Annotated in this window: 28 protein-coding genes; 22 read left to right on the top strand and 6 right to left on the bottom strand. The window is 40.3% G+C overall.

Translation table 11 applies throughout. The features are described 5' to 3' along the window. Nucleotides 1–548: 548 nt before the first annotated feature. Nucleotides 549–1,502, bottom strand: coding sequence for a hypothetical protein (locus HMPREF2637_RS09445; RefSeq protein ID WP_014635048.1), 954 nt, complete (start codon nt 1,500–1,502; stop codon nt 549–551). Between the two features lie 220 nt (nt 1,503–1,722). On the opposite strand from HMPREF2637_RS09445, the gene rpsF reads away from it, so the two are divergent. Genes rpsF through rpsR form a run of 3 tightly spaced genes read left to right on the top strand, consistent with a single transcriptional unit; the run spans nt 1,723 to nt 2,824 of the window. Next, a complete protein-coding gene (gene rpsF, locus HMPREF2637_RS09440) occupies nt 1,723–2,013 on the top strand; it encodes a 30S ribosomal protein S6 (protein ID WP_002884188.1) in 291 nt (96 codons plus the stop codon). Between the two features lie 11 nt (nt 2,014–2,024). Then, the gene (locus HMPREF2637_RS09435) at nt 2,025–2,543 is read left to right on the top strand and encodes a single-stranded DNA-binding protein (protein WP_002891844.1); all 519 of its coding nucleotides are present in this window, start codon (nt 2,025–2,027) and stop codon (nt 2,541–2,543) included. Between the two features lie 41 nt (nt 2,544–2,584). Beyond that, nucleotides 2,585–2,824 carry a 30S ribosomal protein S18 gene (gene rpsR, locus HMPREF2637_RS09430; RefSeq protein ID WP_000068665.1) on the top strand — a complete coding sequence of 80 codons (240 nt, stop codon included), beginning with the start codon at nt 2,585–2,587 and terminating at the stop codon, nt 2,822–2,824. Nucleotides 2,825–2,949: 125 nt separating this feature from the next. Here rpsR and HMPREF2637_RS09425 read toward each other — a convergent pair whose 3' ends face one another. From HMPREF2637_RS09425 to HMPREF2637_RS09415, 3 genes are all read right to left on the bottom strand, one after another. Continuing rightward, nucleotides 2,950–3,831 carry a DUF4300 family protein gene (locus tag HMPREF2637_RS09425; protein WP_014635047.1) on the bottom strand — a complete coding sequence of 294 codons (882 nt, stop codon included), beginning with the start codon at nt 3,829–3,831 and terminating at the stop codon, nt 2,950–2,952. Between the two features lie 116 nt (nt 3,832–3,947). After that, the gene (locus HMPREF2637_RS09420; RefSeq protein WP_014635046.1) at nt 3,948–4,619 is read right to left on the bottom strand and encodes a DUF1129 domain-containing protein; all 672 of its coding nucleotides are present in this window, start codon (nt 4,617–4,619) and stop codon (nt 3,948–3,950) included. Nucleotides 4,620–4,688: 69 nt separating this feature from the next. Beyond that, nucleotides 4,689–5,633, bottom strand: a complete 945-nt coding sequence (locus HMPREF2637_RS09415; RefSeq protein ID WP_064523089.1) for a magnesium transporter CorA family protein — start codon at nt 5,631–5,633, stop codon at nt 4,689–4,691. 295 nt (nt 5,634–5,928) lie between these two features. Between HMPREF2637_RS09415 and uvrA the strand changes: the two genes are divergently transcribed. The 14 genes from uvrA to nusB all read left to right on the top strand — a co-directional run bounded on the left by uvrA (nt 5,929) and on the right by nusB (nt 15,243). Further along, nucleotides 5,929–8,754: an excinuclease ABC subunit UvrA gene (gene uvrA, locus HMPREF2637_RS09410; protein ID WP_064523086.1), complete on the top strand. Its 2,826-nt coding sequence runs from the start codon at nt 5,929–5,931 to the stop codon at nt 8,752–8,754. Between the two features lie 94 nt (nt 8,755–8,848). Next, complete coding sequence (locus tag HMPREF2637_RS09405) at nt 8,849–9,091, top strand: DUF3923 family protein (protein WP_064523083.1); 243 nt, start codon at nt 8,849–8,851, stop codon at nt 9,089–9,091. 173 nt (nt 9,092–9,264) lie between these two features. Continuing rightward, entirely contained in the window at nt 9,265–9,414 is a 150-nt protein-coding gene (locus tag HMPREF2637_RS11350; protein ID WP_014632605.1) for a hypothetical protein, read from the top strand. A 36-nt stretch (nt 9,415–9,450) separates the two neighbouring features. Continuing rightward, the gene (locus HMPREF2637_RS09400; RefSeq protein WP_064523080.1) at nt 9,451–9,651 is read left to right on the top strand and encodes a hypothetical protein; all 201 of its coding nucleotides are present in this window, start codon (nt 9,451–9,453) and stop codon (nt 9,649–9,651) included. Nucleotides 9,652–9,854: 203 nt separating this feature from the next. After that, on the top strand, nt 9,855–9,989 hold the full coding sequence (locus HMPREF2637_RS09395; protein ID WP_037599086.1) for a bacteriocin: 135 nt from the start codon (nt 9,855–9,857) through the stop codon (nt 9,987–9,989). Between the two features lie 37 nt (nt 9,990–10,026). Further along, the gene (locus HMPREF2637_RS11345) at nt 10,027–10,176 is read left to right on the top strand and encodes a hypothetical protein (protein WP_021152571.1); all 150 of its coding nucleotides are present in this window, start codon (nt 10,027–10,029) and stop codon (nt 10,174–10,176) included. Between the two features lie 12 nt (nt 10,177–10,188). Beyond that, the gene (locus HMPREF2637_RS11340; RefSeq protein WP_164555397.1) at nt 10,189–10,341 is read left to right on the top strand and encodes a hypothetical protein; all 153 of its coding nucleotides are present in this window, start codon (nt 10,189–10,191) and stop codon (nt 10,339–10,341) included. A gap of 137 nt (nt 10,342–10,478) precedes the next feature. Then, entirely contained in the window at nt 10,479–11,300 is an 822-nt protein-coding gene (locus HMPREF2637_RS11335; RefSeq protein ID WP_064523077.1) for an ABC transporter ATP-binding protein, read from the top strand. After that, nucleotides 11,290–12,012, top strand: coding sequence for a hypothetical protein (locus tag HMPREF2637_RS09385; protein ID WP_225791566.1), 723 nt, complete (start codon nt 11,290–11,292; stop codon nt 12,010–12,012). Before HMPREF2637_RS11335 ends, HMPREF2637_RS09385 begins: the two co-directional genes overlap by 11 nt. Before the next feature lie 132 nt (nt 12,013–12,144). Beyond that, on the top strand, nt 12,145–13,206 hold the full coding sequence (locus HMPREF2637_RS09380; protein WP_013991173.1) for a M24 family metallopeptidase: 1,062 nt from the start codon (nt 12,145–12,147) through the stop codon (nt 13,204–13,206). Between the two features lie 18 nt (nt 13,207–13,224). Beyond that, on the top strand, nt 13,225–13,680 hold the full coding sequence (locus tag HMPREF2637_RS09375; protein WP_002884736.1) for a deoxycytidylate deaminase: 456 nt from the start codon (nt 13,225–13,227) through the stop codon (nt 13,678–13,680). Nucleotides 13,681–13,795: 115 nt separating this feature from the next. Further along, entirely contained in the window at nt 13,796–14,356 is a 561-nt protein-coding gene (efp, locus tag HMPREF2637_RS09370) for an elongation factor P (RefSeq protein ID WP_002891830.1), read from the top strand. A gap of 70 nt (nt 14,357–14,426) precedes the next feature. Continuing rightward, on the top strand, nt 14,427–14,816 hold the full coding sequence (locus tag HMPREF2637_RS09365; RefSeq protein ID WP_002884704.1) for an Asp23/Gls24 family envelope stress response protein: 390 nt from the start codon (nt 14,427–14,429) through the stop codon (nt 14,814–14,816). After that, nucleotides 14,809–15,243 (top strand): transcription antitermination factor NusB, encoded by a 435-nt coding sequence (nusB, locus tag HMPREF2637_RS09360; RefSeq protein WP_048674951.1) that lies wholly within the window; start codon nt 14,809–14,811, stop codon nt 15,241–15,243. The genes HMPREF2637_RS09365 and nusB overlap by 8 nt, the downstream gene beginning before the upstream one ends. Before the next feature lie 90 nt (nt 15,244–15,333). Here nusB and HMPREF2637_RS09355 read toward each other — a convergent pair whose 3' ends face one another. Together HMPREF2637_RS09355 and HMPREF2637_RS09350 are read right to left on the bottom strand one after the other, a co-directional pair. Next, nucleotides 15,334–16,299 (bottom strand): LacI family DNA-binding transcriptional regulator, encoded by a 966-nt coding sequence (locus tag HMPREF2637_RS09355; RefSeq protein ID WP_064523074.1) that lies wholly within the window; start codon nt 16,297–16,299, stop codon nt 15,334–15,336. An 8-nt stretch (nt 16,300–16,307) separates the two neighbouring features. Beyond that, entirely contained in the window at nt 16,308–17,750 is a 1,443-nt protein-coding gene (locus tag HMPREF2637_RS09350) for a sucrose-6-phosphate hydrolase (RefSeq protein ID WP_014632609.1), read from the bottom strand. A 188-nt stretch (nt 17,751–17,938) separates the two neighbouring features. On the opposite strand from HMPREF2637_RS09350, the gene HMPREF2637_RS09345 reads away from it, so the two are divergent. From HMPREF2637_RS09345 to secA, 5 genes are all read left to right on the top strand, one after another. Continuing rightward, the gene (locus HMPREF2637_RS09345; RefSeq protein WP_064523071.1) at nt 17,939–19,840 is read left to right on the top strand and encodes a sucrose-specific PTS transporter subunit IIBC; all 1,902 of its coding nucleotides are present in this window, start codon (nt 17,939–17,941) and stop codon (nt 19,838–19,840) included. A gap of 180 nt (nt 19,841–20,020) precedes the next feature. Next, nucleotides 20,021–20,914 carry a fructokinase ScrK gene (gene scrK, locus HMPREF2637_RS09340; RefSeq protein ID WP_002891824.1) on the top strand — a complete coding sequence of 298 codons (894 nt, stop codon included), beginning with the start codon at nt 20,021–20,023 and terminating at the stop codon, nt 20,912–20,914. 65 nt (nt 20,915–20,979) lie between these two features. Continuing rightward, nucleotides 20,980–21,927 carry a mannose-6-phosphate isomerase, class I gene (gene manA, locus HMPREF2637_RS09335; protein ID WP_060971692.1) on the top strand — a complete coding sequence of 316 codons (948 nt, stop codon included), beginning with the start codon at nt 20,980–20,982 and terminating at the stop codon, nt 21,925–21,927. A gap of 2 nt (nt 21,928–21,929) precedes the next feature. After that, on the top strand, nt 21,930–22,274 hold the full coding sequence (locus tag HMPREF2637_RS09330; RefSeq protein ID WP_256316150.1) for a hypothetical protein: 345 nt from the start codon (nt 21,930–21,932) through the stop codon (nt 22,272–22,274). Nucleotides 22,275–22,456: 182 nt separating this feature from the next. Then, a complete protein-coding gene (secA, locus tag HMPREF2637_RS09325) occupies nt 22,457–25,006 on the top strand; it encodes a preprotein translocase subunit SecA (protein ID WP_064523068.1) in 2,550 nt (849 codons plus the stop codon). The last annotated feature ends 5 nt before the right edge of the window (nt 25,007–25,011 follow it).

Genomic DNA, 25,011 nt, shown 5'->3' with positions numbered 1-25,011 from the left:
TGAGAAATGTTAGTAGGTATAAAAATGGAGACACTTAAGCTGTTGCGTAAAATAGCTTAAGGAGTGATACCAATGCCAAATGAGTAATCTATCGACAAAAGTTAAATGCTTAAATCTTGTAACAAAGTACCGAGGTGACGCTTATGTTGATGTTTGATGTAAGTCGTTATAAGAACGGCGACAAGTAAACCTCATTGAGTGGTCAATGGGGAGATAGGTCTCAAATCATAAGAATCGGAGGCGATTACTATGATGATGAATTTAGGACGTTATAAAAATGGAGACACTTCAAGTTATTGCATAAAATAGCTTAGGGAGTGATACCGATGTAATAGAAAATTTACAATGCTTGAAAGTTGTTTGTAAGTTGATGGAGGTAATCTATGATTGCTAGGTATAAAAATGGTGACACACAATGACTCCTCCTTATGAAAATATTTTTTACGAAATTCCAAAAGGATGTTCTAATGACAATTGAAGAATCTTAAAAGCTCATTCTAGCGTGTAAGAATGAGCTTTTTGATATGTTGAATTTTGCTGAAAGGTACTTAATCCTTATTGTTTAACTGGACCTTTCGTAGGAGAGCCAGTCTTTTTTGTTCTTCGACTAGAGCCATAAAGATTTGGTATTGATTTTTAAGATGCGGCAGGAAGCTCTTAGGAATCTTGCTATCAAAGCTTAGGTTGTTCAGAAATATGGGAGCACTACTATCTCTATAGATTTGTCCTTGGAAGAAGTAGTTGTCGGTCACGATATCAATTGAGATACGTGATGAGCGCCATCGCCGTTTGCGCATGTACTTGGGTTTCCAACGAATCTTAAGTTGCTGGTCCTTGATATACCACCCCATGATGTCTATTTTAGCGGTCTGTTTCGTTTTGTCATCACAGTAGGTTACTGGGACGCTTAAAACCTGCTGGCTTCTTGGTGAGGTTAAGAAGGGATGAAAATCAGGAATGAAGTCGTAGTCCTTGCTAGACACTTCCGATAGACCGTCTTCTTCTCGTACTTTGCCACGACTGGTGTACTTGAAGAAGTCAAAACTCTTACCTTGTCTTTCTAGTCGATCAGCCTCTAATTGATATCTTGTCACCTGATCACCGATATTTTTATTCGTCTTGAGGTAACGCATGATTTCTTCATCCTTGTAGTAAAGAGCGACGAGATTTTTTAGACGCTGACTAGGGTTCAGAGAGTGTAACTTGTCTGGAAAAGACAAGATTTGTATGCTAGGAACAGAGGCTAAAGGGACAGCAGCGATACCTGATAAGAGATTATCTTGTTCAAAGAGGGAGACGGTATCAAAATGACTGGTATGACCAAGCTGATGTCTTATGTCAACAACAAAGAGGTTATTGTCCTGTTTAAAAGTGATAATGTAGGTATCACTTGGACCTAAGTTTTTAAAATCATATTCTAGGGTAGTAATAGGAATATTGTAGTAGTGGTTAAAGGTTGGAAGTCCTAGTTTTTCCCCTAATTTCTTTTTATGATAAAGCATTCTCTTATTTTAGCATGAAGTTTAGTCAGAGAAAAGATAACTGATGAGGTCTAGCTCTTTTCTTGGTCATTTAAACTTTTTACTATTTGGAAGATAAAGTTAATAAGTTTTTCCTTGCAATATCTCCTATTCTTTGGTAAAATCATATCTTGTGAGTGCACCTCACTTACTCGTGGAGAAAGACCATGAGTCATTAGACCAAAAGAGGAGGAAAATATCAATGGCTAAATACGAAATTCTTTATATCATTCGTCCAAACATTGAAGAAGAAGCTAAAAACGCTTTGGTAGCACGTTTCGATTCTATCTTGACTGACAACGGTGCAACTGTTGTTGAATCAAAAGATTGGGAAAAACGTCGTCTTGCATACGAAATCCAAGATTTCCGTGAAGGACTTTACCACGTTGTTAACGTTGAATCTGATAACGATTTTGCTCTTAACGAGTTTGACCGTCTTTCAAAAATCAACGGTGACATTCTTCGTCACATGATCGTTAAACTTGACGCGTAAGAAGGTAGATTATGATTAATAATGTCGTACTCGTTGGTCGCATGACCCGTGATGCGGAACTTCGTTATACACCAAGTAATGTTGCAGTTGCTACATTCAGTCTTGCAGTTAATCGTAACTTCAAGGGTGCTAATGGTGAACGTGAAACTGACTTTATTAACTGTGTTATCTGGCGCCAGCAAGCTGAAAATTTGGCTAACTGGGCTAAGAAAGGCGCATTGATTGGAATTACAGGTCGTATTCAGACTCGTAACTATGAAAATCAACAAGGTCAACGTGTTTACGTAACTGAAGTTGTCGCTGATAATTTCCAAATGTTGGAAAGCCGTGCGGCACGTGAAGGTCACAGTGGTGGTTCTTACAACGCTGGAGGATTTGATAATTCAAATTCATTCGGTGGAGGAGCTTCAACTGGTGGTTCATTTGGTGGATCACAACCTGCACAATCTACACCAAACTTCGGTCGTGATGAGAGTCCATTTGGTAATTCAAATCCAATGGATATTTCAGATGACGATCTCCCATTCTAAGAATGGACAAAACGAATTAAATATATAAAGGAGAAATAAACATGGCTCAACAACGTCGTGGCGGATTCAAACGCCGTAAAAAAGTTGATTACATCGCAGCTAACAAAATCGAATATGTTGATTACAAAGATACTGAGCTTCTTAGCCGTTTCGTTTCAGAACGTGGTAAAATTCTTCCACGTCGTGTAACAGGAACTTCAGCTAAAAACCAACGTAAAGTAACAACAGCGATTAAACGCGCTCGCGTTATGGCACTTATGCCTTACGTAAACGAAGACTAAAAATAATGCCCTCGACTGAGGGTGTTTTTTTCTGCCTTGATTTTGTAGGCTTTTGTTATTTCTAGGGCTGACAGTGGAGAGTTTTATTTTATACTTTAGGGAAAAAGAAAAACCAACTGGTCTTCTCATTTATCTTGAGGAGCTAGTTGGTTGGTTTGTGGTATATAGAGTGTGTTTTCTAAGAAATCATCAAATTTTTGGTCGTTAACGAGGATATCGACATTATCTTTGAAGACCTTGAAGCGGTTTGATAACCAGTGTGTTTTGATATCCGCCCAATTATTGAAGCGGCTCCACCTGTAAGGAAGTGTAGGGTCCTGTTTTTCAAAGACATAGATACTGCCATCTTTTTCATAAGCTATAGCCGTGTGGAAATTGCTGACATCACCAGGGCTACTTTGAAAGACTGAGAGGAGTTTAACCTTTTTTGGGAACTTGAGTCCAGCTTTTTTCCAAGCTTTAAGGAGGTCATCCGTAGACTGATAGCTGATATTATCCCCAAAGAGGAGACTATAGAGAGCTTGATCCTTGGCAGTTAGCTCTTTGTGGCGTGACTTAAGATCTATAAATTCGTTTTGAAGGGGGAGGTCCAATTTGGTGAGGTCCTCTGAACTTGTAATAAGATCATGAAGAAGGAGGAACGATGTTCGTCGGCAGTTTAAGTCATCAGTAAAATGTGATTTGTTATCTTCGAAAGTTTTTTCATTAAGGAAGGTGACAAATTGATTTTGATCCTTGCCGATTTTACTTTGGGTCCATTTTTTGACAACAGGTTGGAGGTTTGTATTTTCCTGATTGTAACGACTAATATAAGGGGCTAGATTGTCCCAGTCTTTTGTCGGAATGCCCTTGCTTTTTAAGGCTTTTGCTAGCTGTTTTTCCTGAGTAGAAGTCGTCACATTGTTAAAACTATAGTAAGCTTGATAGTTTTTCTGAGTATTCTTGTGGCCACAAGCCATAAGTAGTAGGCAGCAAGCAATGATTAGTAGAGGGAATTTGATACGCATCTATTGGAATTCTTTCTTTTGTCTATTAACTTTAACATTTTAGTATAGAATAGCCAACTGTGTCAAGATTTCTGACGTAAAAAAGCACCCATAAAGGTGCTTGAGGTTGAGAATGATTAAGATGCAGGTGCGTAAGTACTTTGAACGTTGTAGTGACGTTTGAAGAAGTATTTGGCAACACCAGCGATGACACCAATGATAAGGATCACAATTGGTGAAAGACCAGGGTTAAGGTAGCTTGGAAGAAGGGCTGTAAGACTAAAGAGAGCAAACCATGCAATAAAAGAGAGTGTGATGACGGTCATGCTGAACCACCATTTTGGACGTTCTTCTTTTGGTTTGTTATTGTGACGGTAGATGTAGTGATAAGGGGTATACATAGCAAGGCCTCCAATGAATGACACTGAAAGAAGGGTTGTGAGACCGTAGCTAGTTTGTGTACCTGAGAAACCAAAGATTGCGTTCATGATAGCAACGATGGCTAGAAGGAAGAGTGAGGTATCAAGCCACATCTTCCAAGGTGTTTTATCTGTTTCTGGCACTTCTTTGTTAGGCTTACCAGTTTCAGGTTTATGGTGTTTTTCAGGAGAGAAACTAGCAGCCCAAACAGTTGGAGCACCAAGGAGTCCACGTCCTGTAATTCCTTTTTTTTGATTTTCGATAAGTTCAGGAATGACATTGCCAAGAATGTCTTTGATTTCTTGGTCTGATTTACCATCTTTGATGAGTTGGTTAGTTGCGATGTGGATAAATTCTTGGTTTTTCTTGGTGAGTTTTTGGATGTCCATGAGATGACCTTTCGATAAATAGTATTATTTTTTTAGTTTTGTAGTTTAGGGAAAAGAAGAGGCTCTATGTTAGAACCATTTTTTCCTGATAAAGTAGATAACAACGCAGGATGACCCGAAGGCTGCCATGAAGAAGATGACCCAAAAGGCGTTATCTAAATCGTTTAGAGGCATAGAATTGTTTTTAAAGTTCATACCGTAGGCGGAGAAGATAACGGTTGGGATGTCCAGAGCCATAGTCATGAGAGCGAGTGTTTTCATGATTGTGTTCTGGTTATTGCCGATAATAGAGGCAGAGGTTTCAGCCATGGCATTCAAGACATTTTCATAGATGCCTGCCATCTCAATGGCCTGTTGGGTTTCGACCAGTGTATCTTCCAAGAGATCCTCGTCCTCGATATATTTTTTCAAGCTAGAGGCGTTACCTGTTAGCTTTTTGACAATTCGCTCATTCATCTTAAGTGAGGCTTTTAGATAGACAATGGATTTTTCCAATTCCATCATGTCAATCAAGTGCTCGTTTTTAGTCGCATTTTCCAACTGAGCTTCCAATTTATCACTCTGACGGTCGATAGAGCGTAGGGCAGTTAGGTAAAGTTGAGCATTGCGATAGAGAATCTGAAAGACAAAACGGGTCTTCATGAAGGTGTAGAAGTTACGTACACGGTGGTTGAGGAAGTTATCCATGAGACTAATGTCCTCAAGACAAGTAGTAACAACCACCTCATCGGTAACGATGATACCCAATGGAATAGTGACGTAGTAGCTTTTGTTATTACGCTCTTCATGGGTTGGAACGTCGACCAGAATTAGGGTGTAGTCATCTTCGACATCGATACGTGAAGTTTCTTCCACGTCCAGAGGGGCACGGAGGTCTTGAATATCAATGTTAAACCGTTCTGCGACCTTCATGGCTTCTTCTTGGGAAGGGTTCACCAAATGAATCCAAGCACCAGGCTCGAATGTTTCAATTTCATTGAATTCTTTTCCGGTGGATAAGAACATCTGTTTCAATGGGAACCCCTCCTTCGTCATTAAGTAAGCGCTAGCGTCTTGATTATAAAAGGATTTGTAGAATCGCTTTTAAGTCCAATTAACACTGCTCTTAACTTTTTTAGTGCTGTCAAAAGAGGCTTGGGATGATGTTCCTTGCCTTTTTTAGACACTCCACCATTATACTACATTTGAAACATTTTTGGGCTGGATAAATTGAAATTTTGTTATAATTATGAGAGAAAGTCGGGATGGATTTTCCATCCGTCTGTAGAAAGGAGCGGCAGTAGCTTTTGGGCTAGGGCCTCTTAAAAATATGCAAGATAAGTTAGTGATTCATGGAGCAAGAGCTCACAATTTAAAAAATATCGATGTGGAGATTCCGCGTGATAAACTGGTGGTGGTGACGGGCTTGTCAGGTTCTGGTAAGTCTTCCTTGGCCTTTGATACCATCTATGCAGAGGGGCAACGTCGTTATGTGGAAAGTCTCTCAGCCTATGCCCGCCAGTTTTTGGGAAATATGGAGAAACCTGATGTGGACTCGATTGATGGTTTGAGTCCTGCCATCTCCATTGACCAGAAAACAACAAGCAAAAACCCTCGTTCGACGGTCGGAACGGCAACAGAGATTAATGACTATCTTCGTCTTCTGTATGCGCGTGTGGGTGTCCCTTATTGTCCTAATGGTCATGGAGCCATTCAGTCGTCCTCTGTGGAACAGATTGTGGACGAGGTTCTAGCTCTTCCTGAGCGTACGCGTATGCAGATTTTAGCGCCGATTGTTCGTCGTAGAAAAGGGCAACACAAGGCCGTTTTTGAGCGTGTACAAAAGGACGGTTATGTTCGTGTTCGTGTAGATGGTGAGATTTACGATGTCACAGAAGTGCCAGAGTTGTCTAAGTCTAAGATGCATAATATCGAAGTGGTTGTGGACCGCTTGGTGAATAAGGATGGTATCCGTAGTCGTCTCTTTGATTCGGTTGAGGCGGCCCTACGTTTAGCAGATGGCTACTTGATTGTGGATACCATGGATGATAATGAGCTGCTTTACTCAGAACATTATTCTTGTCCGGTTTGTGGCTTCACAGTGCCAGAGTTAGAACCTCGTCTCTTTTCATTCAATGCGCCATTCGGCTCTTGTCCGACCTGTGATGGTTTGGGTAATAAACTGGAAGTTGATATGGATTTGGTTATCCCTGATGCTAGTAAGACCTTACGTGAAGGTGCTCTGGCGCCTTGGAATCCTATTTCGTCCAACTACTATCCAGCCATGCTTGAGCAGGCTATGGAGCAGTTCGGCGTGGATATGGATACGCCATTTGAAGATCTTAAAAAAGAAGAACAAGATTTGATTCTCTACGGATCTGGGGATCGTGAATTCCATTTCCATTATGTTAATGATTTTGGTGGGGTGCGTGATATTGACATTCCTTTTGAAGGGGTTGTGACTAATATCAATCGTCGCTATCACGAGACCAATAGTGATTTCACTCGCAATGTCATGCGAGGTTATATGAATGAGCTGTCATGTCCAACTTGTCATGGCTATCGTCTTAACGAAGCAGCACTCTCGGTTCGTGTTGGTGGTGAGAATGGCCTCAATATTGGTCAAATCTCTGATTTGTCTATTTCAGATCATCTTAAGGAAATCGATAACCTTGAATTAGGTGAAAACGAGGGAGTGATCGCTCGTCCAATTGTTAAGGAAATCAAGGATCGCTTGACTTTCTTAAATAATGTAGGCCTTAATTATTTGACTCTCTCTCGTATGGCTGGAACCCTTTCAGGTGGTGAGAGTCAGCGTATCCGTTTGGCGACACAGATTGGCTCTAACCTTTCTGGAGTCCTATATGTGTTGGATGAGCCTTCTATTGGGCTTCATCAGCGTGACAATGATCGCTTGATTTCAAGTCTTAAAAAGATGCGTGACTTGGGCAATACTTTGATTGTGGTGGAGCATGATGAAGATACCATGCGTGAGGCTGACTGGCTTATTGATGTGGGACCTGGTGCTGGTGCCTTTGGTGGGCAAATCATGGCCTCGGGAACCCCAGAGGAAGTGGCTAAAAACAAAAAATCAATTACTGGTCAGTACCTGTCAGGTGCTAAATCAATTCCTGTTCCTCTGGAACGCCGTGTAGGGAATGGTCGTTTTATTGAGGTTAAAGGAGCCAGTGAAAATAACCTTAAGAATGTGTCTGTCAAATTTCCACTTGGGAAATTAATCGCAGTGACAGGTGTTTCTGGTTCTGGGAAGTCAACTTTGGTTAACGGTATTCTCAAGAAAAAGATTGCCCAAGAGCTTAATCGAAACAGCGAGAAACCTGGGAAACATAAATCGGTGACTGGAATCGAGCATATCGAACGTTTGATTGATATTGACCAAAGTCCAATCGGGCGTACTCCACGTTCCAACCCTGCAACCTATACAGGCGTCTTCGACGATATTCGTGATCTTTTTGCTCAAACCAATGAGGCCAAGATTCGCGGTTACAAGAAGGGGCGTTTCTCTTTCAATGTCAAGGGTGGCCGTTGTGAAGCCTGCTCTGGTGATGGGATTATTAAGATTGAGATGCATTTCTTGCCCGATGTTTATGTACCCTGTGAGGTTTGTCATGGCACACGCTATAATTCTGAGACCTTAGAAGTTCGTTATAAGGGGAAGAATATTGCTGAAATTCTGGATATGACAGTTGATGATGCGGTTGATTTCTTTGCGGCTATCCCTAAGATTGCTCGTAAGGTGCAGACCATCAAGGACGTGGGGCTCGGGTATGTGACCCTGGGGCAACCAGCCACAACCCTATCAGGCGGTGAGGCTCAGCGTATGAAACTGGCTAGTGAGCTTCACAAACGCTCTACTGGGAAGTCTTTCTACATTCTCGATGAACCTACGACTGGTCTCCATACAGATGACATTGCTCGTCTCTTGAAGGTACTTCAGCGTTTTGCGGACGATGGTAACACGGTTCTCGTGATTGAGCACAATTTGGATGTTATTAAGACCGCAGACCATATTATTGATTTGGGTCCTGAAGGTGGTGTCGGTGGAGGTACTATCGTAGCTACAGGGACTCCAGAAGAGGTAGTAGCCGTTCCAGAAAGCTACACAGGACAATATTTGAAAGAAAAATTGACATAAAGTAAAAAGACTCTTTGAGTCTTTTTTTGCTTTAGGCTGGTTTAAGTTGAGCTTGCTATTCTATGGTTAAGAAAAAACATACAGGAGTCAGACTATGGTTAAAAAGCGTTTTTTTATAGGCTTTAATGGTATTCTTCTAGCCCTATTTCTAGATGTTTGTCTTTTGATTAGCATCCGTACAGTGGATCATCACGGCCATTTTCAATCAGCAACAGATAAATGGGAGACTTTGCTTTACGTTTTAGGACTTTATTTTAGTTTTCTCCTTTTTGAGGTTATTTTTTATCTTATTCTGAAACACCGTAGAAATAAACAAGTTTTGGAACAGGTCTTATAAAGGCCTGGATTTTTGTGTTGAGTGATAGTGACATTTATGTCACTATTTTTTTGAAAAGAGAGAACCTATAATGACCTTATAGCCAAACCCACTAGGTTATCAAGACAATTAGTTTTTGAATAGTCCAAGTGGTTATTGCTGTATTTATTTTTGACAAGAAAGGAGAAATAAGAATGCGAACTAAGGCATATGGCGAAGAGCTCACTGCTGAAACGTTAGAAAATGTCACAGGGGGTGATTTTGTATCTAGACCTCAAACCTTACCTGAACGATTGGGTTGGAACAAATGGTGGTTGAAAAGAAGACCTCCTTATGGCGATTAGAAGTTACCATGAGTACCAAATATGGGAAAGAGAAATATGGATAAACAGAAGAATAATCTTATTAGAAGTTTAAGCATTGTTATCGTGATTGTCTGGCTATTTATTGTGATCATAAATGCTACGCTAAGTCTCACCGAAGGCGTTGCCTTTATTGACCATTGTCTCGTCTGGTCAACACTTTCGCTAGCTTTTTCTTTGTTTGCGCTTAGGGTAGCGGGTAAGGATAAGGAGAAATGATTTTCTCTGCTAATTGTTATAGTCTTAGGTTGAGTTTCTTTGCTTAGCCTTTTCTTTTTGTCTTTAATTCTATGGAATGGTGACATTTATGTCACTATTTTTTATCTTGTTAAGCTCTTATAATGAAGTCATAGCTTGGACTTAGTAGCTAAGAGCTGGTGAGAAAGCTAACTTTAGAATTTTATTTAGAAAGGAGCTTTGTAATGTTAGAAGAAAAACAATTATTTACGGTGTTGTCCAATGATGATTTAGAACAAATCAGTGGTGGTTTCAATCCAGTTAAATATGGTAAGTACGTTATTAACGAATTTGTAAAAGGTTTTCGTCAAGCGTGGTAGGTAGTCGAAGTCAATGAAATAAAGAATAGGAGAGAACATGAAAAATACATTTCAAAAAATTGATATTAAAGATTTAGCAATTGTAGTTGGTGGAAGTATTTACTCATCTGTAGGATATGGAGTCGGAGTAGTTACTCACACGGTTTATGATTTTGGTCGTGGATTTGTAGATGGATTTAGAGGTTAAGGGAAAATGTATATGGATACAATGATGATGGATAAATTTGATTCTTTAACCTTTGATAAGCTTTCTGAAATTGTTGGGGGAAATGTAGCATATGACATTGGTTATGGAGTTGGACAAGTAAGTTATATTGCAGTTGAGATTTTAAAACTGAGAAAAATAAGATAGCAGATTATTAAATAACTCTTATTTTCATGAGAGTTAAAAAGAATAAGCGTTATAAGTTTTCATCGTCCAAGTGAACTATTCACTTGGATGTTAAAGATTTATATTAGAAATATATTTAAACAAAGAAAGGTAAATACATGACAGTGCTAGCGGTGAAAGGCTTAACCTATAGTTTTGGAAAGCAAACCGTTTTGGATAATATCTCGTTCACGTTAGAGAAGGGGGATATTGCCGGTTTGATTGGTAATAATGGTGCAGGGAAGACAACCCTGATGAAACTAGTTTCAGGTATTTTGGCAGGACCCAAGGATATTATTGACTTAAAAACAAGAACTGTAGGAGCCTTGATTGAAGCTCCAGCCCTATATCCTAACATGACTGTTGAAGCAAACCTTAAATTTTATTGTAAATTGTACAGTAAGGATTATGAGTTGATTGACCGTTATAAGGACGAGTTGGAGGTAGCAGCCTATCTTAAACGCAAGGCTTCCAAATTGTCTTTGGGAATGAAGCAACGTGTGGGTTTGTTTATCGCCTTAGTTGCTTCAGATGAACTCATCCTTCTTGATGAGCCTACAAATGGTCTAGACCCTAATGGAATCAACAGTCTCCTCACATTAATTAAAAAGTTAGCTAAAAATCATGGCCTAACCTTTATTATCTCAAGTCATATCCTGTCTAACCTTGAACAGGTTTGTACGAAAAACTTTTTGTTGAAGAATCATAAGCTGATTTACTTAGATGACAGTAATAATGTCAAATACAAGATTTATACTGAGGATTTAAGTTTGAAGTCATTGATGTCTCTGCTCAAATTAAATGGTCTATCTTTTGAACGACAAAAGCATGACATCTTAGTCAAAGGATTAGCAGCTGTTAAGCAGGTTATGGATCGGGAGGGGATTCCTTTTACTTATGAAAAAGAAGGATTAAGTGAGGTGCTATTCAATGAAAAGTAAATTGAGAACGGTATTTTTAAAGCAGGAATGTGTGACGAGGAGTGTTTTTATTTGTCTTGGATTGGTAGCCTTGATTGGTGCAATTGTAATCTTATGTGATGGCTATAAGGGAGATTACCTTGGGCCATCAGCGATTATTGCCAGTTATTCCTTTATCGTGGATATCGTCTTTGCTTATCTAGCAGTATCTAGTCTTGGACGAGAATTTCAGAATCGAACAATTAATATGATTCGGGTGTCTTCCTTATCTGGACGCGAGGTTATTCTTCGAAAACTCTTAAGTTTCCTTGTGTTATCTATAGTTGCTGCTACTATTTTGGTTTTGGAGTTGGCCTTCTACAAGTATTCTGTGCAGCATGTAGATTTTTCTTTGTGGGATTATATCAGAGACATCTATATTGATTTCCTACTCTATGGAGCCTTTATTTATATGGTTTCCTCTTTGCTTGTCTTGTTTGTAAAAAATACCTTGACAGCCTTTGTAACGGCTTATTTTGGAGTAACAGGAATGACTTTCTTCACCCTCTATTTGGCTAGTTTAGGGGATACCATGACTAAGCTGATGACTTATGTGCCATTTAGTTTTATGCGAGCAGTTTTTACTAGCGGTCAACAGTTCTTCAGTCTTCGCGAAGCCCTTGTTTTGTTTGCTTGGACTCTGGTTTTGCTCTTCTTTGCGCCAACTATCTACGAAAAGCGAGCCTTTGTATAATGCTAATAAAGTCAGAGTTTCATCTGGCTTTTTCTTTATGACATCAAAAAAACACTCTAAAATGCCAATTTAATCCTTTAAAGTCTGAAAATTTGGTATAATTAACCTAAAATACCAAAGGAGTAATTCATAATGCAACTTAGACTTGAACGATTTGATGCCAAACTTGCCCAATCAGGCCTTGATGCCTTGTTGGTGACAGGACAAAAAAATATCTATTATTTAACAGATTTCTGGGGGACAAATGCGACTGTCTTCATTACTAAGAATCGTCGCCTCTTCTTAACGGATTCACGTTATACCCTCATTGCCAAACAATCTGTGCATGGCTTTGATATTATCGAAAGTAAGGATCCGCTTAAGGATATTGTTAAAATTATCGAGGCTGATAAACTGGAAATAATCGGATTTGATAATCAGGTATCATTTGCTTACTATCAAGGTCTTCAAGCGATTTTTGAAGGCTACACTTTATCACCACAAAGCAACTTCATGGAAGAGTTGCGTATGATCAAGGATGAAAAAGAATTGGCAACTATCCGTAAGGCTTGTTCTATCTCAGACCGTGCCTTTACAGATGTGCTTGATTTCATTAAACCCGGTCAAACAACAGAGCTACAAGTGGCAAACTTCCTAGATTTCCGTATGCGTGAGTACGGAGCTTCAGGGGTTTCCTTTGAGTCTATCATTGCTTCAGGTTACCGTTCTGCTATGCCTCATGGGGTTGCTTCAGAAAAGGTTATCCAATCTGGTGAAACCTTAACGATGGACTTTGGTTGCTACTACAACCACTACGTTAGCGATATGACTCGTACTATCCATATTGGTGACACCACTGATGAGGAGCGTGAAATTTATGATATCGTTCTACGTTCTAACCAGGCCTTGATTGACGCAGCTAAGGCTGGTATGACACGTCGTGACTATGATAAGGTTGCGCGTGATGTTATTGTCGAAGCGGGGTACGGTGACTACTTTACACATGGTATTGGACATGGTATCGGTCTTGACATTCACGAGATTCCTTACTTTGGTAACTCTGATGAGACTATCGAAGCTGGTATGGTCTTGACGGACGAGCCAGGTGTTTATTTGGCTGATAAATACGGTGTTCGTATCGAAGATGACATCATTATCACAGAAAATGGTTGTGAATTGATTACCCTTGCGCCTAAGGAATTGATTGTTCTCTAAGATTTGGAGGAATACTTTATGCCAAACCGTTTATCTTGGCAAGATTATTTTATGGCTAATGCAGAGCTGATTTCTAAGCGTTCTACGTGTGACCGTGCCTTTGTTGGAGCTGTTTTAGTTAAGGACAAGCGTATTATCGCTACAGGTTATAATGGCGGAGTTTCTGAGACTGATAACTGTAACGAAGTAGGCCACTATATGGAAGATGGTCATTGTATTCGTACGGTACACGCAGAGATGAATGCCCTTATTCAATGTGCCAAAGAGGGGATTTCTACCAAAAATACAGAGATTTATGTGACTCATTTTCCTTGTATCAACTGCACCAAAGCTCTCTTGCAAGCTGGTATTGTTAAGATTACATACAAGGCCAATTATAGGCCCCATCCCTTTGCGATTGAATTGATGGAACAAAAAGGCGTTTCTTATTTGCAACATGATGTTCCAGAGGTTCACTTAGGAATGGATGACTAGCTTGTTCTTTGAAAAAAGCCTGAGGATTGGGCTTGAATCTATAAAACATTTGAGCCATGCTATCATTTATGGTAAAATAAACTGATAATAATTTTTTACAAAGAGGTATTTAATAATGATTGAAGCAAGTAAACTCCGTGCGGGTATGACTTTCGTAACTAACGATGGCAAATTGATCAAAGTTCTTGAAGCTAGCCACCACAAACCTGGTAAAGGTAACACAATCATGCGTATGAAATTGCGTGATGTTCGCTCAGGTTCAACTTTTGATACTAGCTATCGTCCAGAAGAAAAATTTGAACAAGCAATCATCGAAACAGTACCAGCACAATACTTGTACCAAATGGATGATACTGCATACTTCATGAACACTGAAACATATGACCAATATGAAATCCCAGTAGCCAACGTTCAAGAAGAATTGAAATTTATCCTTGAAAACTCAGACGTAAAAATCCAATTCTACGGAACAGAAGTTATTGGTGTTCAAGTTCCAACAACTGTTGAATTGACTGTTACTGAAACACAACCATCTATCAAAGGTGCAACAGTTACAGGTTCAGGTAAACCTGCAACACTTGAAACTGGTCTTGTGGTTAACGTTCCAGACTTTATCGAAGCTGGTCAAAAATTGGTTATCAACACAGCTGAAGGTACTTACGTATCACGTGCCTAAGCCCAACTAAGTCTTTCAAACCACTGGTTTGAAGGCTTTATTTTCCAAACTAACGGAAAGGAAACATGCGATGACTACAGAAAATATCGGTGAAATTGTAATTGCCCCTCGCGTGCTCGAAGTGATTACAGGTATCGCTGCAACTAAAGTGGAAGGTGTTTACGCCCTTCAAAATAAAAATGTTACGGATAGTCTCAGCAAAACAAGCTTGGGACGTGGTGTTTACCTCCGAACAGAAGAAGATGGTACTGTAAATGCTGATATCTACGTCTCACTTCAGTATGGGGTTAACGTACCAGCGGTTTCAATTGAAATTCAAAAGGCTGTTAAAGCAGCTGTCTATGATATGGCAGAAGTGGCAATTTCAGAAGTCAATGTTCACGTTGAATCTATTGTTACTGAAAAGTCACAAAAACCAGACTTGGCTGAATTGTTTAACGAGGATTTTTTGAATGACTAATATCTTTAAAGATTCACGTCGTGACCTTCGTGAGCGTGCTTTTCAAACGCTTTTTGCCCTTGAATTTGGTGGAGAAGCTCTGGAACAAGCACTTTTCGCTTACACTTATGACAAGCCAATTGACGAAGAAACTGAAGTTGATGTACCAGCCTTTCTCCTTAGCCTGGTAACAGGTGTCCGTGAAGAGTTGGCCCAACTTGATAGTCAAATTGAAGAAAAGTTGAAAGAGAGTTGGAGCCTCTCACGTTTGATTGTGACAGATCGTACTCTCCTTCGTTTGGGACTTTATGAAATCACGTCATTTGAAGAAACACCAGGACGTGTAGCTATTAACGAAATCATTGAAATCGCTAAAAAATATTCTGATGAAACATCTGCTAAGTTCATTAATGGTGTACTTAGTCAGTTTGTGACAGATGAAGCATAAGCAAAAGAAGTTGAGCCTTGTTTCAACTTCTTTTTTTCTACAAATGTAACAAGAAAAAAGTCGCAAGCGGAGATTTCTTGCGACTTTCATTTATATACTGCTACCAGCAATCAGACTCACTGGAAGTACATAATCACGATTAACTGTTTTGCCTTTAATTTTCTTGAGAAGAATTTCGACACAAAGTTTAGCAATTTCATCCAAAGGTTGTTGGATAGTTGCTAACTCTGGGTAGAAGTGACGGATAAAGGCGGTACCGTCATAACCGATGATTTTTAGGTCATCTGGGATAGAAAGTCCCAATTGTCTAGCTATCTTCATAACCAAGATAGCTGTTAAATCGTCCGAAACAAAGATGCCATCTGGGTTTTCACGAGAGATAATAGATTTGATTTCTAATTCTCGTCGCATGAGAGACAAATCGTTTGGAACAGGACAAATAATACCTTCCTTGTCCAATTCATAATTAAAACCTAGTTGACGAAGTCCTGTTGGAGAATCCGAATTATCATAGCCTGTAATCATGACAATGCGTTGACAGCCAGCCTTGACCATAGCTCTTGCGGCTAACTTGCCACCTTCAAAGTTGTCAGACGAAACAATAGGAATCTTTGGGGCGAGATTACGGTCGAAGGCAACGATGGGAGCTTCAACCTTCTCATAATCCTCAATACCAAGATTGTGACTAGATGAGATGATGCCGTCACATTGGTTGGCGGCGAGCATCTCCAAATAGTCCCTCTCCTTGTTAGGATCATGCTCACTATTACAAATAATGGTTTTATAACCTTGCTTAAAGAGTTCATCCTCAAGACGTTCAATAAGTTCGGCATAAAATACATTGGAAATATTTGGGAAAATCAAGCCAACGAGTTTGGCCGACTTTCCTTGAAGACCTCGAGCTAAATTATTAGGTTTATAGTTGAGTTCTTGCATAGCAGCGTGAACTTTGTCAATGGTCTTCTGTGAGAGGTAGCCCTTTTTGTTTATGACGCGAGAAACTGTGGTTGGGCTCACACCAGCCAGTTCGGCAACGTCAGTAAGCTTTGCGACCATAAATCACCTTAGTATTTCAAGTCGAAGTAGTGTCCAGAAACGTTTCCTGACGTTACTTTGATACCAGTTTGTTCTGCACTTGGGAAGACGCGGCTAGTGAAGACTTTTTCACCTTTGTTGAAGAAAATTTCAACGATTGAATTGTCTACAAAGATGTTTGCTGTTGCAGCTTGACCGGCATCAAGAGCGCATTCACGGCTTGTGCCAAAGTCAGTAGCATATTGTTCACCAGCTTTAGAACGGTCAAGGATAACTTTTCCGTTTTCAGTATCAACTGTAAGTGACAAGCCATTTCCTTCTTGGTCTGCGAAGAGGACAAGTTCTGTTTGAGTGTTAGCTTCAAAGTTAAGTTCAAGCTCGTAAGTGTTAGTTGTTGCCGTTTTTTCAGAGAAATCTTCTTGGCTAGCACGTAAGCTTGTAATGGCTTCGACTGGATATTGGTAGAGTTTGCCATCTTTAATAGACAATTCTTTAACCAAGCTCATAGCCCCTTGGTAGTCGTATTTGTCAGTTGGATAGTCCACATCTGGAAGACCGATCCAGCTGACAATAAGGGCACGACCATCTGGAGTATTAAAGCCTTGAGTTGCATATGCTTCAAATCCGTAGTCCAAGTTGATAATTGGTGTGCCATCAACGAGGGCAGGTTTTTCTGTGTCGAAATCTTGGAAAATCTTATAAGTGTTAGGGTAGATGTTACCGTAGTCAAGTTCAGCTTTATCGAGACCTTGTGGGCTATAAAGAAGAACAGGTTTGCCATCTACAAAGACAAGGTTAGGACACTCAATCATGTACTCTGACCCAGTGCCACCAAAGTCAAGATTACCAACCTCAACCCAGTTTTCGACATCATTGTCTACTGCCTTGTAAAGTTTGATATAACCTTGTTTATCGTGGTTTTGAGCACCTACGATAGCGTAGAATTGTCCCTTGTAATCGAAGATTTGAGGGTCACGGAAGTGCCCAGTAGCGTCAGCAGGTTGTTTGATAAGAACCTTGTCGAATTTTTCGATTTTGCCGTCTTTATCCATCCAAGCGCCGATTTGACGTGGGTCACGAATCCAGTTTTCATCACGAACGTTCCCAGTATAGAAGATAAAGAGTTTATCACCGATTTGATAAGCAGAACCTGAGTAGGCACCGTGGCTATCATTTTCATGGTCTGGCAAGAGTTTGACACCAGTTTCTGTAAAGTGAACCAAATCTTCAGTTTCAGTATGCACCCATTGTTTCAAACCATGAGCAGCTCCAAATGGCCAACTTTGGTAGAAAAGTTGGAACTTACCATTAAAGTAAGAAAAACCGTTTGGATCATTAAGAAGCCCTGTTTCTGGTTCGATATGGTAACTTGCACGCCAAGGTGATTTAGCGACATTTTCTCTAATCTTTGTTTTTTCTTCGTCTGTCCAATCTGCGTATGGACGGTAACGAACTTCTGTTGGTAGATTCATATTTAGTAATCTCCTAATCTATTTGTTAATAATATAGTAAACGTTTTACCTATAAAAATCAACGATTTATAACAAAAAATAAAAAAATATGCTAAACGGTTGACATATGGCAGAAAGATGCTAAAATAGTTATCGTAAAGAAAAGCTAAACGCTTTCATACCAAATTTTATTAAGGAGAATTTTGCAAATGGATAACAAACAAATTGCAAAAGAAGTCATCGATGCCCTCGGTGGACGTGAAAACGTCAACAGTGTTGCTCACTGTGCGACTCGTCTACGTGTGATGGTCAAAGATGAAAACAAAATCAATAAAGAAAAGGCTGAGAACATTGAAAAAGTTCAAGGTGCTTTCTTTAACTCAGGTCAATACCAAATGATTTTTGGTACAGGTACTGTTAACAAGATTTACGACGAAGTCGTTGCTCAAGGTCTTCCAACAGCATCTAAAGACGAACAAAAAGCAGAAGCTGCTAAACAAGGTAACTGGTTCCAACGTGCTATCCGTTCATTCGGTGACGTTTTCGTTCCATTGCTTCCAGCAATCGTAGCGACTGGTCTTTTCATGGGTATCCGTGGAGCAATCAATAACGATACAGTTCTTGGTTTGTTCGGTACAACATCAAAAGCTTTTGCTGCTACTGATTTCTATACTTACACAGTTGTATTGACAGATACAGCCTTCGCCTTCTTCCCAGCCTTGATTTGTTGGTCAGCCTTTAACGTATTTGGTGGTTCACCACTTCTTGGTTTGGTTCTTGGTTTGATGATGGTTAACAACGCCCTTCCTAACGCTTGGGATGTTGCATCAGGTGCTGCTAAACCAATTTACTTCTTTGATTTTATTCCAGTAGTAGGTTACCAAAACTCAGTGCTTCCAGCCTTCTTCGTAGGTTTGCTTGGTGCTAAGTTCGAGCAATGGGTTCGTAAATGGGTTCCAGACGTTCTTGACCTTCTCTTGCGTCCACTTATCGTCTTCGCAGTAATGTCAGCTTTGGCCCTCTTTATCATTGGTCCTGTCTTCCATACTGTTGAAAGCTATGTTCTTGCTGCTACAGAATGGATTCTTAACTTGCCATTTGGTCTTGCTGGTCTTGTTCTTGGTGGAGTTCACCAAGTTATCGTCGTTACAGGGGTTCACCACGTCTTTAACTTGCTTGAAGCTAACCTCATTGCTAATACTGGTAAAGACCCACTTAACGCTATCATCACAGCTGCTATGACTGCCCAAGCTGGTGCGACACTTGCAGTGGGTGTTAAAACTAAAGATGCTAAATTGAAAGCACTTGCTTTCCCTGCAACTCTTTCAGCGGTACTTGGTATCACTGAACCAGCTATCTTCGGGGTTAACCTTCGTTTCGGTAAACCATTTATCATGGGTCTTATCGCTGGTGCTGCTGGTGGTTGGTTGGCCTCAATCCTTAACCTCGCTGGTACAGGATTTGGTGTAACAATCGTTCCTGGTACTCTTCTTTACCTTAACGGTCAAGTGCTTAAGTATGTGATCATGGTACTTGTAACACTTGCTCTTGGTTTTGCTCTTACTTGGATCTTCGGTTACAAAGAGGAAGAAGTTGAAGCTCAAAAAGAAGTTGTTGCTGAAGATATTGCATCTGCAGAATCAGCTCCAGTTGCATTGCAAGCCGAAACAATCGCTGCACCACTTAAAGGTGAAGTTGTAGCTTTGGAAAATGTTAATGACCCAGTCTTCTCATCAGGAGCTATGGGTAAAGGTGCCGCTATTAAACCTTCAGGAAACCAAGTAGTCGCACCATTTGATGGTGAAGTGCAAATCGCCTTCCCAACAGGTCACGCTTACGGTCTTAAATCTGATAAAGGTGCTGAAGTGCTTATCCACATCGGTATCGACACTGTCTCACTTGACGGTAAAGGATTTGATGCTAAAGTTCAAGCAAATCAACGTATTAAAAAAGGTGATGTCTTGGCTACCTTCGATAACTCAGTAATCACTGAAGCAGGTCTTGACGATACAACTATGGTTATCGTTACAAACACTGCAGACTTCGAAGATGTTTCATCAGTAGCGACTGGTTCAGTTGCTGAAGGTGCAGACTTCATCGCAGTTAAATAATAAGCTAGAAAAGTCGAAGCCAATTCGGCTTTTTTAGTTAAATGGCTCATAAAGAAAAGTATGAAGCAGAGTAGTCTGTACCTCCTTAAACAAGGTCTCATTTAGATTGTCTTTTGCCTAGCTTTTATTTATAATAGTATAAATAGTTATTATTGATCATAAAAGGAGATAGCTTTACCTATGGCTAAACTTTACGGAAGCTTGGAAGCTGGTGGTACAAAATTTGTTTGTGCTGTTGGCGATGAGAAATTCCAAGTCGTTGAAAAAACTCAATTCCCAACAACTACACCTTACGAAACAATTGACCGTACTATTGAATTTTTCAAACGTTATGAAGATCAATTGGCTGGAATTGCAATTGGTTCATTTGGACCAATTGATGTTGATCCAAACTCTGAAACATATGGTTTTGTGACTTCAACACCAAAACCACATTGGTCAAATGTCGACCTTCTTGGTTTGATTGCTAAAGAGTTTAATATTCCTTTCTACTTTACGACTGATGTTAACTCATCTGCTTATGGTGAGACACTTGTTCGTAAAGGTGTTAAGAGTCTTGTTTACTACACTATCGGAACTGGTATTGGAGCCGGTGCTATTCAAAATGGTGAGTTCATTGGTGGTATGGGTCACACTGAAGCTGGTCACGTATATGTACCTCTTCACCCAAATGATGTTTCCAATGAATTTAACGGAACTTGTCCATTCCACCGCGGATGTTTGGAAGGTTTGGCTGCTGGTCCATCACTTGAAGCCCGTACAGGTATTCGTGGCGAATTGATTGAGCAAAATTCTGAGGTTTGGGATGTTCAAGCTTACTACATTGCTCAAGCTGCTGTCCAGGCAACTGTGCTCTACCGTCCAGAAGTTATCGTCTTTGGGGGTGGTGTTATGGGACAAGAACACATGCTTCGTCGTGTCCGTGAAAAATTCACAGCTCTTTTGAATGGTTACCTTCCAGTGCCAGACGTGACTGAGTATATTGTGACACCTGCTGTTTCAGGTAATGGCTCTGCGACGCTTGGTAACTTTGCACTTGCCAAAGATGTAGCTGACAAACACTCACGCAAATAAGCAAAATATGTAAAATCGCTTTAAGACATGATCTTAAGGCGTTTTGCTCTATACAGGAGGATGTAATGGAACCTTTATTTTTAGATTCGCCAATGCATGAAAAAATCTGGGGAGGTAATCGACTTAAGACAGAGTTTGGTTACGATATTCCCAGTGAACACACTGGTGAATACTGGGCAATTTCTGCCCATCCTAATGGTGTATCCTATGTCAAAAACGGGAAGTATGCTGGTTTTCATCTGGCAGAACTTTACAAGGATAAACCAGAACTTTTTGGAAATCCCAAGACTAGTGTTTTTCCTTTGTTGACAAAGATTTTGGACGCTAATGACTGGCTCTCAGTACAAGTACACCCTGATGATGCTTATGGACTAGAGCATGAAGGTGAGCTAGGAAAGACAGAATGTTGGTATATTATTGATGCTGAAGAGGGTGCAGAGATTATTTATGGTCACAAGGCTAAGACCAAGGAAGAATTGGCGTCCTTAATTGAAGCAGGTGATTGGGACGGACTTTTGTCGAAAACTCCTGTTAAGAAAGGTGACTTTTTCTTTGTACCAAGTGGTACCATGCATGCTATTGGTCCAGGTATCTTGATCTTAGAGACTCAACAATCTAGCGATACCACTTACCGTGTCTATGATTTTGATCGTAGGGATGATCAGGGCAATAAACGTGAGCTTCATATTCAACAGTCTCTCGATGTCTTGAATCTAGGGGACCCAGAAAATAGCGTCCCAGCAACTGTTAAGACCTTGCAATTAGAGTCGACTTGTTTGACATCAAACTCCTTCTTCACCGTATATAAATGGAAACTCAGTGGCTTGGTTGACTTCAAGCAATCAGCTCCTTATTTGCTTTGTTCGGTACTTTCTGGAAATGGGACTATGACTATCGATTCACGCATTTATTGTCTAAAAAAAGGTGATCACTTCATTCTGCCAAATGATGTGACAGATTGGGAAATTGATGGACAATTGGAGATGATTGTCAGTCACCCTAACGAGGCTTAAGTATGAGTAATGAAAAAGTTTTAGCTGCACTATTTGAGCGTATTGAAATCGGCAAATCTTATTATTTTGAGGGAGCTTACTATCGTCTGAAAGACTATGGAGATAACATTTATGGCTTACAACGGGCCATTCCTGGTATGTGCGGTGAAAAAACGGCATCCCCTAGCATTAAATTTTACTGGAAAAATGGTGTCTTGGACTATCAATTCTACGTTGATTTTGAAGCTAGCCCTATGATAATGAAGGCCTATAGCGGCACCGACCATGCCTTCTTTGAGCAGGCTTTTGAAAATCTCTTGCATGATTTTGAGGATATCCTAGAGAGCCAAGAGAACTCTAAGAAGTAGTTTTAAAGCATTATTGTCGATATTTTCAGTGAATCTAATAAAAAAGTTTTCGTTTATTTGCAAATCCATTGTGAAAGCCCTTAAACTAGGGCTTTTTTCTTTGTCAATCCTTGAGTGATTTCTTGTTTAAAGGGGGCTTTTGTGGTAAAATATGGAGATAAAGACTGTCGAAAGGAAAAAAGATGGCAAATATATTACGCAAAATCATTGAAAATGATAAAGGCGAAATTAAGAAACTAGAAAAAACTGCCAAGAAAGTCGAGAGCTATGCTGATGCAATGGCGGCTCTTTCAGATGAAGAACTTCAGGCAAAAACAGAAGAATTTAAAAAACGATATCAAAACGGAGAAAGCCTAGACCAACTCTTGCCAGAGGCATTTGCAGTTGTTCGTGAAGGGGCAAAACGTGTCCTTGGACTTTTCCCATATCGTGTGCAAATCATGGGTGGTATCGTTCTTCACCATGGTGACGTACCAGAGATGCGTACAGGGGAAGGGAAAACCCTGACTGCGACAATGCCTGTTTACCTAAATGCTATTTCAGGTGAAGGCGTGCACGTTATCACCGTTAACGAATACCTTTCAGAGCGTGATGCGACTGAAATGGGTGAGCTTTATAGTTGGCTTGGTTTGTCAGTAGGGATTAACCTTTCAGCCAAATCACCAGCTGAAAAACGTGAAGCTTATAACTGTGACATCACTTATTCAACCAACTCAGAGGTAGGTTTCGACTATCTTCGTGATAACATGGTTGTTCGTAAGGAAAACATGGTACAACGTCCATTGAACTATGCCTTGGTCGATGAAGTTGACTCAGTTCTTATCGACGAAGCTCGTACACCATTGATCGTATCAGGTCCTGTAAGTTCAGAAACTAATCAGTTGTATCATCGTGCGGATGCTTTTGTTAAGACATTAACAGAAGATGATTATGCCATTGATATTCCAACGAAAACGATTGGTTTGAATGACTCAGGTATTGACAAGGCTGAAGAATTCTTCAACTTGGATAACTTGTACGATATTGACAATGTTGCCTTGACTCACTATATTGACAACGCCCTTCGTGCCAACTACATCATGTTGCATGATATCGACTATGTGGTCAGTCCTGAGCAAGAAATCCTTATCGTTGACCAATTTACAGGTCGTACTATGGAAGGTCGTCGTTTCTCAGATGGACTCCACCAAGCCATTGAGGCAAAAGAAGGTGTGCCAGTTCAAGAAGAAACGAAGACATCTGCCTCAATCACTTACCAAAATATGTTCCGTATGTACAAGAAATTGTCAGGGATGACTGGTACTGGTAAAACTGAGGAAGATGAATTCCGTGAAATTTATAACATGCGAATCATTCCGATTCCAACCAACCGTCCAATTCAACGTATTGACCATGATGACCTTCTTTACCCTACCTTGGATGCTAAATTCCGCGCTGTGGTACAAGATGTTAAACGTCGTTATGAAAAGGGGCAACCAGTCCTTGTTGGTACGGTTGCCGTTGAAACATCTGACTTGATTTCTAAGATGTTGGTTGAAGCAGGTATTCCTCATGAAGTGCTTAATGCCAAGAACCACGAAAAAGAAGCGCATATTATCATGAATGCGGGTCAACGTGGTGCCGTTACGATTGCGACCAACATGGCCGGTCGTGGTACCGACATCAAACTTGGTGAAGGGGTTCTTGACCTTGGTGGACTCTGTGTCATTGGTACAGAGCGTCACGAAAGCCGTCGTATCGATAACCAGTTGCGTGGTCGTGCGGGACGTCAAGGGGACCCAGGAGAATCTCAATTCTATCTTTCACTTGAAGACGAATTGATGCGTCGCTTCGGTTCTGATCGTATCAAGCAAGTCTTGGAACGTTTGAATGCTGATGATGAGGATATTGTTATCAAATCACGTATGTTGTCACGCCAAGTGGAAGCGGCTCAAAAACGTGTCGAAGGAAATAACTACGATACTCGTAAACAAGTCCTTCAGTACGATGACGTTATGCGTGAACAACGTGAAATCATCTACGCTGAGCGTTATGATGTTATCACAGCGGAACGTGACCTTGAACCTGAGATTAAGGCTATGATTAAGCGTACGATTAACCGTACGGTAGATGGTCACAGCCGCAATGATCAAGAGGAAGCTCTTAAAGGTATCTTGAACTTTGCTCGTCAGGCCTTGGTTCCTGAGAATGCCATCTCACTTGAAGATTTACAAGAAGTGGGAGAGGTAACGAAACGTAGTGTTAATTATGACGCTATTAAAGTTTACTTGAATGAGTTAGCAGATGATGTTTATGCTCGTCAAATCAAGAAATTGCGTTCAGAGGAAGCTATCCGTGAATTCCAAAAAGTCTTGATTTTGATGGTTGTTGATAACAAGTGGACGGACCACATCGATGCTCTAGATCAATTACGTAATGCCGTTGGTTTGCGTGGTTATGCACAAAACAACCCAATCGTTGAGTATCAATCTGAAGGGTTCAAGATGTTCCAAGATATGATTGGGGCAATTGAATATGATGTGACACGTACAATGATGAAAGCACAAATTCATGAGCAATCTCGTGAAAATGTGAATGAACGTGTTTCGACAACAGCAACAGGCAATATCCAGGCCCACCAAGCAGATGCTAATGGTCAAGAAATTGACTTTAGTAAGGTTGGTCGTAATGACTTCTGTCCATGTGGCTCTGGTAAGAAATTTAAAAATTGTCACGGTCGTAAACAATTTTAGGAAAA

The organism is Streptococcus sp. HMSC065H07, from assembly GCF_001837325.1.
Taxonomy (GTDB): domain Bacteria; phylum Bacillota; class Bacilli; order Lactobacillales; family Streptococcaceae; genus Streptococcus; species Streptococcus salivarius_H.
This window is presented reverse-complemented; position numbering and strand designations above follow the sequence as displayed.

Bases quoted from the DNA above. Each gene is read 5' to 3' on its own strand.
- HMPREF2637_RS09445 (WP_014635048.1), bottom strand. From the start codon at position 1,502: ATGCTTTATCATAAAAAGAAATTAGGGGAAAAACTAGGACTTCCAACC.
- rpsF (WP_002884188.1), top strand. From the start codon at position 1,723: ATGGCTAAATACGAAATTCTTTATATCATTCGTCCAAACATTGAAGAA.
- HMPREF2637_RS09435 (WP_002891844.1), top strand. From the start codon at position 2,025: ATGATTAATAATGTCGTACTCGTTGGTCGCATGACCCGTGATGCGGAA.
- rpsR (WP_000068665.1), top strand. From the start codon at position 2,585: ATGGCTCAACAACGTCGTGGCGGATTCAAACGCCGTAAAAAAGTTGAT.
- HMPREF2637_RS09425 (WP_014635047.1), bottom strand. From the start codon at position 3,831: ATGCGTATCAAATTCCCTCTACTAATCATTGCTTGCTGCCTACTACTT.
- HMPREF2637_RS09420 (WP_014635046.1), bottom strand. From the start codon at position 4,619: ATGGACATCCAAAAACTCACCAAGAAAAACCAAGAATTTATCCACATC.
- uvrA (WP_064523086.1), top strand. From the start codon at position 5,929: ATGCAAGATAAGTTAGTGATTCATGGAGCAAGAGCTCACAATTTAAAA.
- HMPREF2637_RS09405 (WP_064523083.1), top strand. From the start codon at position 8,849: ATGGTTAAAAAGCGTTTTTTTATAGGCTTTAATGGTATTCTTCTAGCC.
- HMPREF2637_RS11350 (WP_014632605.1), top strand. From the start codon at position 9,265: ATGCGAACTAAGGCATATGGCGAAGAGCTCACTGCTGAAACGTTAGAA.
- HMPREF2637_RS09400 (WP_064523080.1), top strand. From the start codon at position 9,451: ATGGATAAACAGAAGAATAATCTTATTAGAAGTTTAAGCATTGTTATC.
- HMPREF2637_RS09395 (WP_037599086.1), top strand. From the start codon at position 9,855: ATGTTAGAAGAAAAACAATTATTTACGGTGTTGTCCAATGATGATTTA.
- HMPREF2637_RS11345 (WP_021152571.1), top strand. From the start codon at position 10,027: ATGAAAAATACATTTCAAAAAATTGATATTAAAGATTTAGCAATTGTA.
- HMPREF2637_RS11340 (WP_164555397.1), top strand. From the start codon at position 10,189: ATGGATACAATGATGATGGATAAATTTGATTCTTTAACCTTTGATAAG.
- HMPREF2637_RS11335 (WP_064523077.1), top strand. From the start codon at position 10,479: ATGACAGTGCTAGCGGTGAAAGGCTTAACCTATAGTTTTGGAAAGCAA.
- HMPREF2637_RS09385 (WP_225791566.1), top strand. From the start codon at position 11,290: ATGAAAAGTAAATTGAGAACGGTATTTTTAAAGCAGGAATGTGTGACG.
- HMPREF2637_RS09380 (WP_013991173.1), top strand. From the start codon at position 12,145: ATGCAACTTAGACTTGAACGATTTGATGCCAAACTTGCCCAATCAGGC.
- HMPREF2637_RS09375 (WP_002884736.1), top strand. From the start codon at position 13,225: ATGCCAAACCGTTTATCTTGGCAAGATTATTTTATGGCTAATGCAGAG.
- efp (WP_002891830.1), top strand. From the start codon at position 13,796: ATGATTGAAGCAAGTAAACTCCGTGCGGGTATGACTTTCGTAACTAAC.
- HMPREF2637_RS09365 (WP_002884704.1), top strand. From the start codon at position 14,427: ATGACTACAGAAAATATCGGTGAAATTGTAATTGCCCCTCGCGTGCTC.
- nusB (WP_048674951.1), top strand. From the start codon at position 14,809: ATGACTAATATCTTTAAAGATTCACGTCGTGACCTTCGTGAGCGTGCT.
- HMPREF2637_RS09355 (WP_064523074.1), bottom strand. From the start codon at position 16,299: ATGGTCGCAAAGCTTACTGACGTTGCCGAACTGGCTGGTGTGAGCCCA.
- HMPREF2637_RS09350 (WP_014632609.1), bottom strand. From the start codon at position 17,750: ATGAATCTACCAACAGAAGTTCGTTACCGTCCATACGCAGATTGGACA.
- HMPREF2637_RS09345 (WP_064523071.1), top strand. From the start codon at position 17,939: ATGGATAACAAACAAATTGCAAAAGAAGTCATCGATGCCCTCGGTGGA.
- scrK (WP_002891824.1), top strand. From the start codon at position 20,021: ATGGCTAAACTTTACGGAAGCTTGGAAGCTGGTGGTACAAAATTTGTT.
- manA (WP_060971692.1), top strand. From the start codon at position 20,980: ATGGAACCTTTATTTTTAGATTCGCCAATGCATGAAAAAATCTGGGGA.
- HMPREF2637_RS09330 (WP_256316150.1), top strand. From the start codon at position 21,930: ATGAGTAATGAAAAAGTTTTAGCTGCACTATTTGAGCGTATTGAAATC.
- secA (WP_064523068.1), top strand. From the start codon at position 22,457: ATGGCAAATATATTACGCAAAATCATTGAAAATGATAAAGGCGAAATT.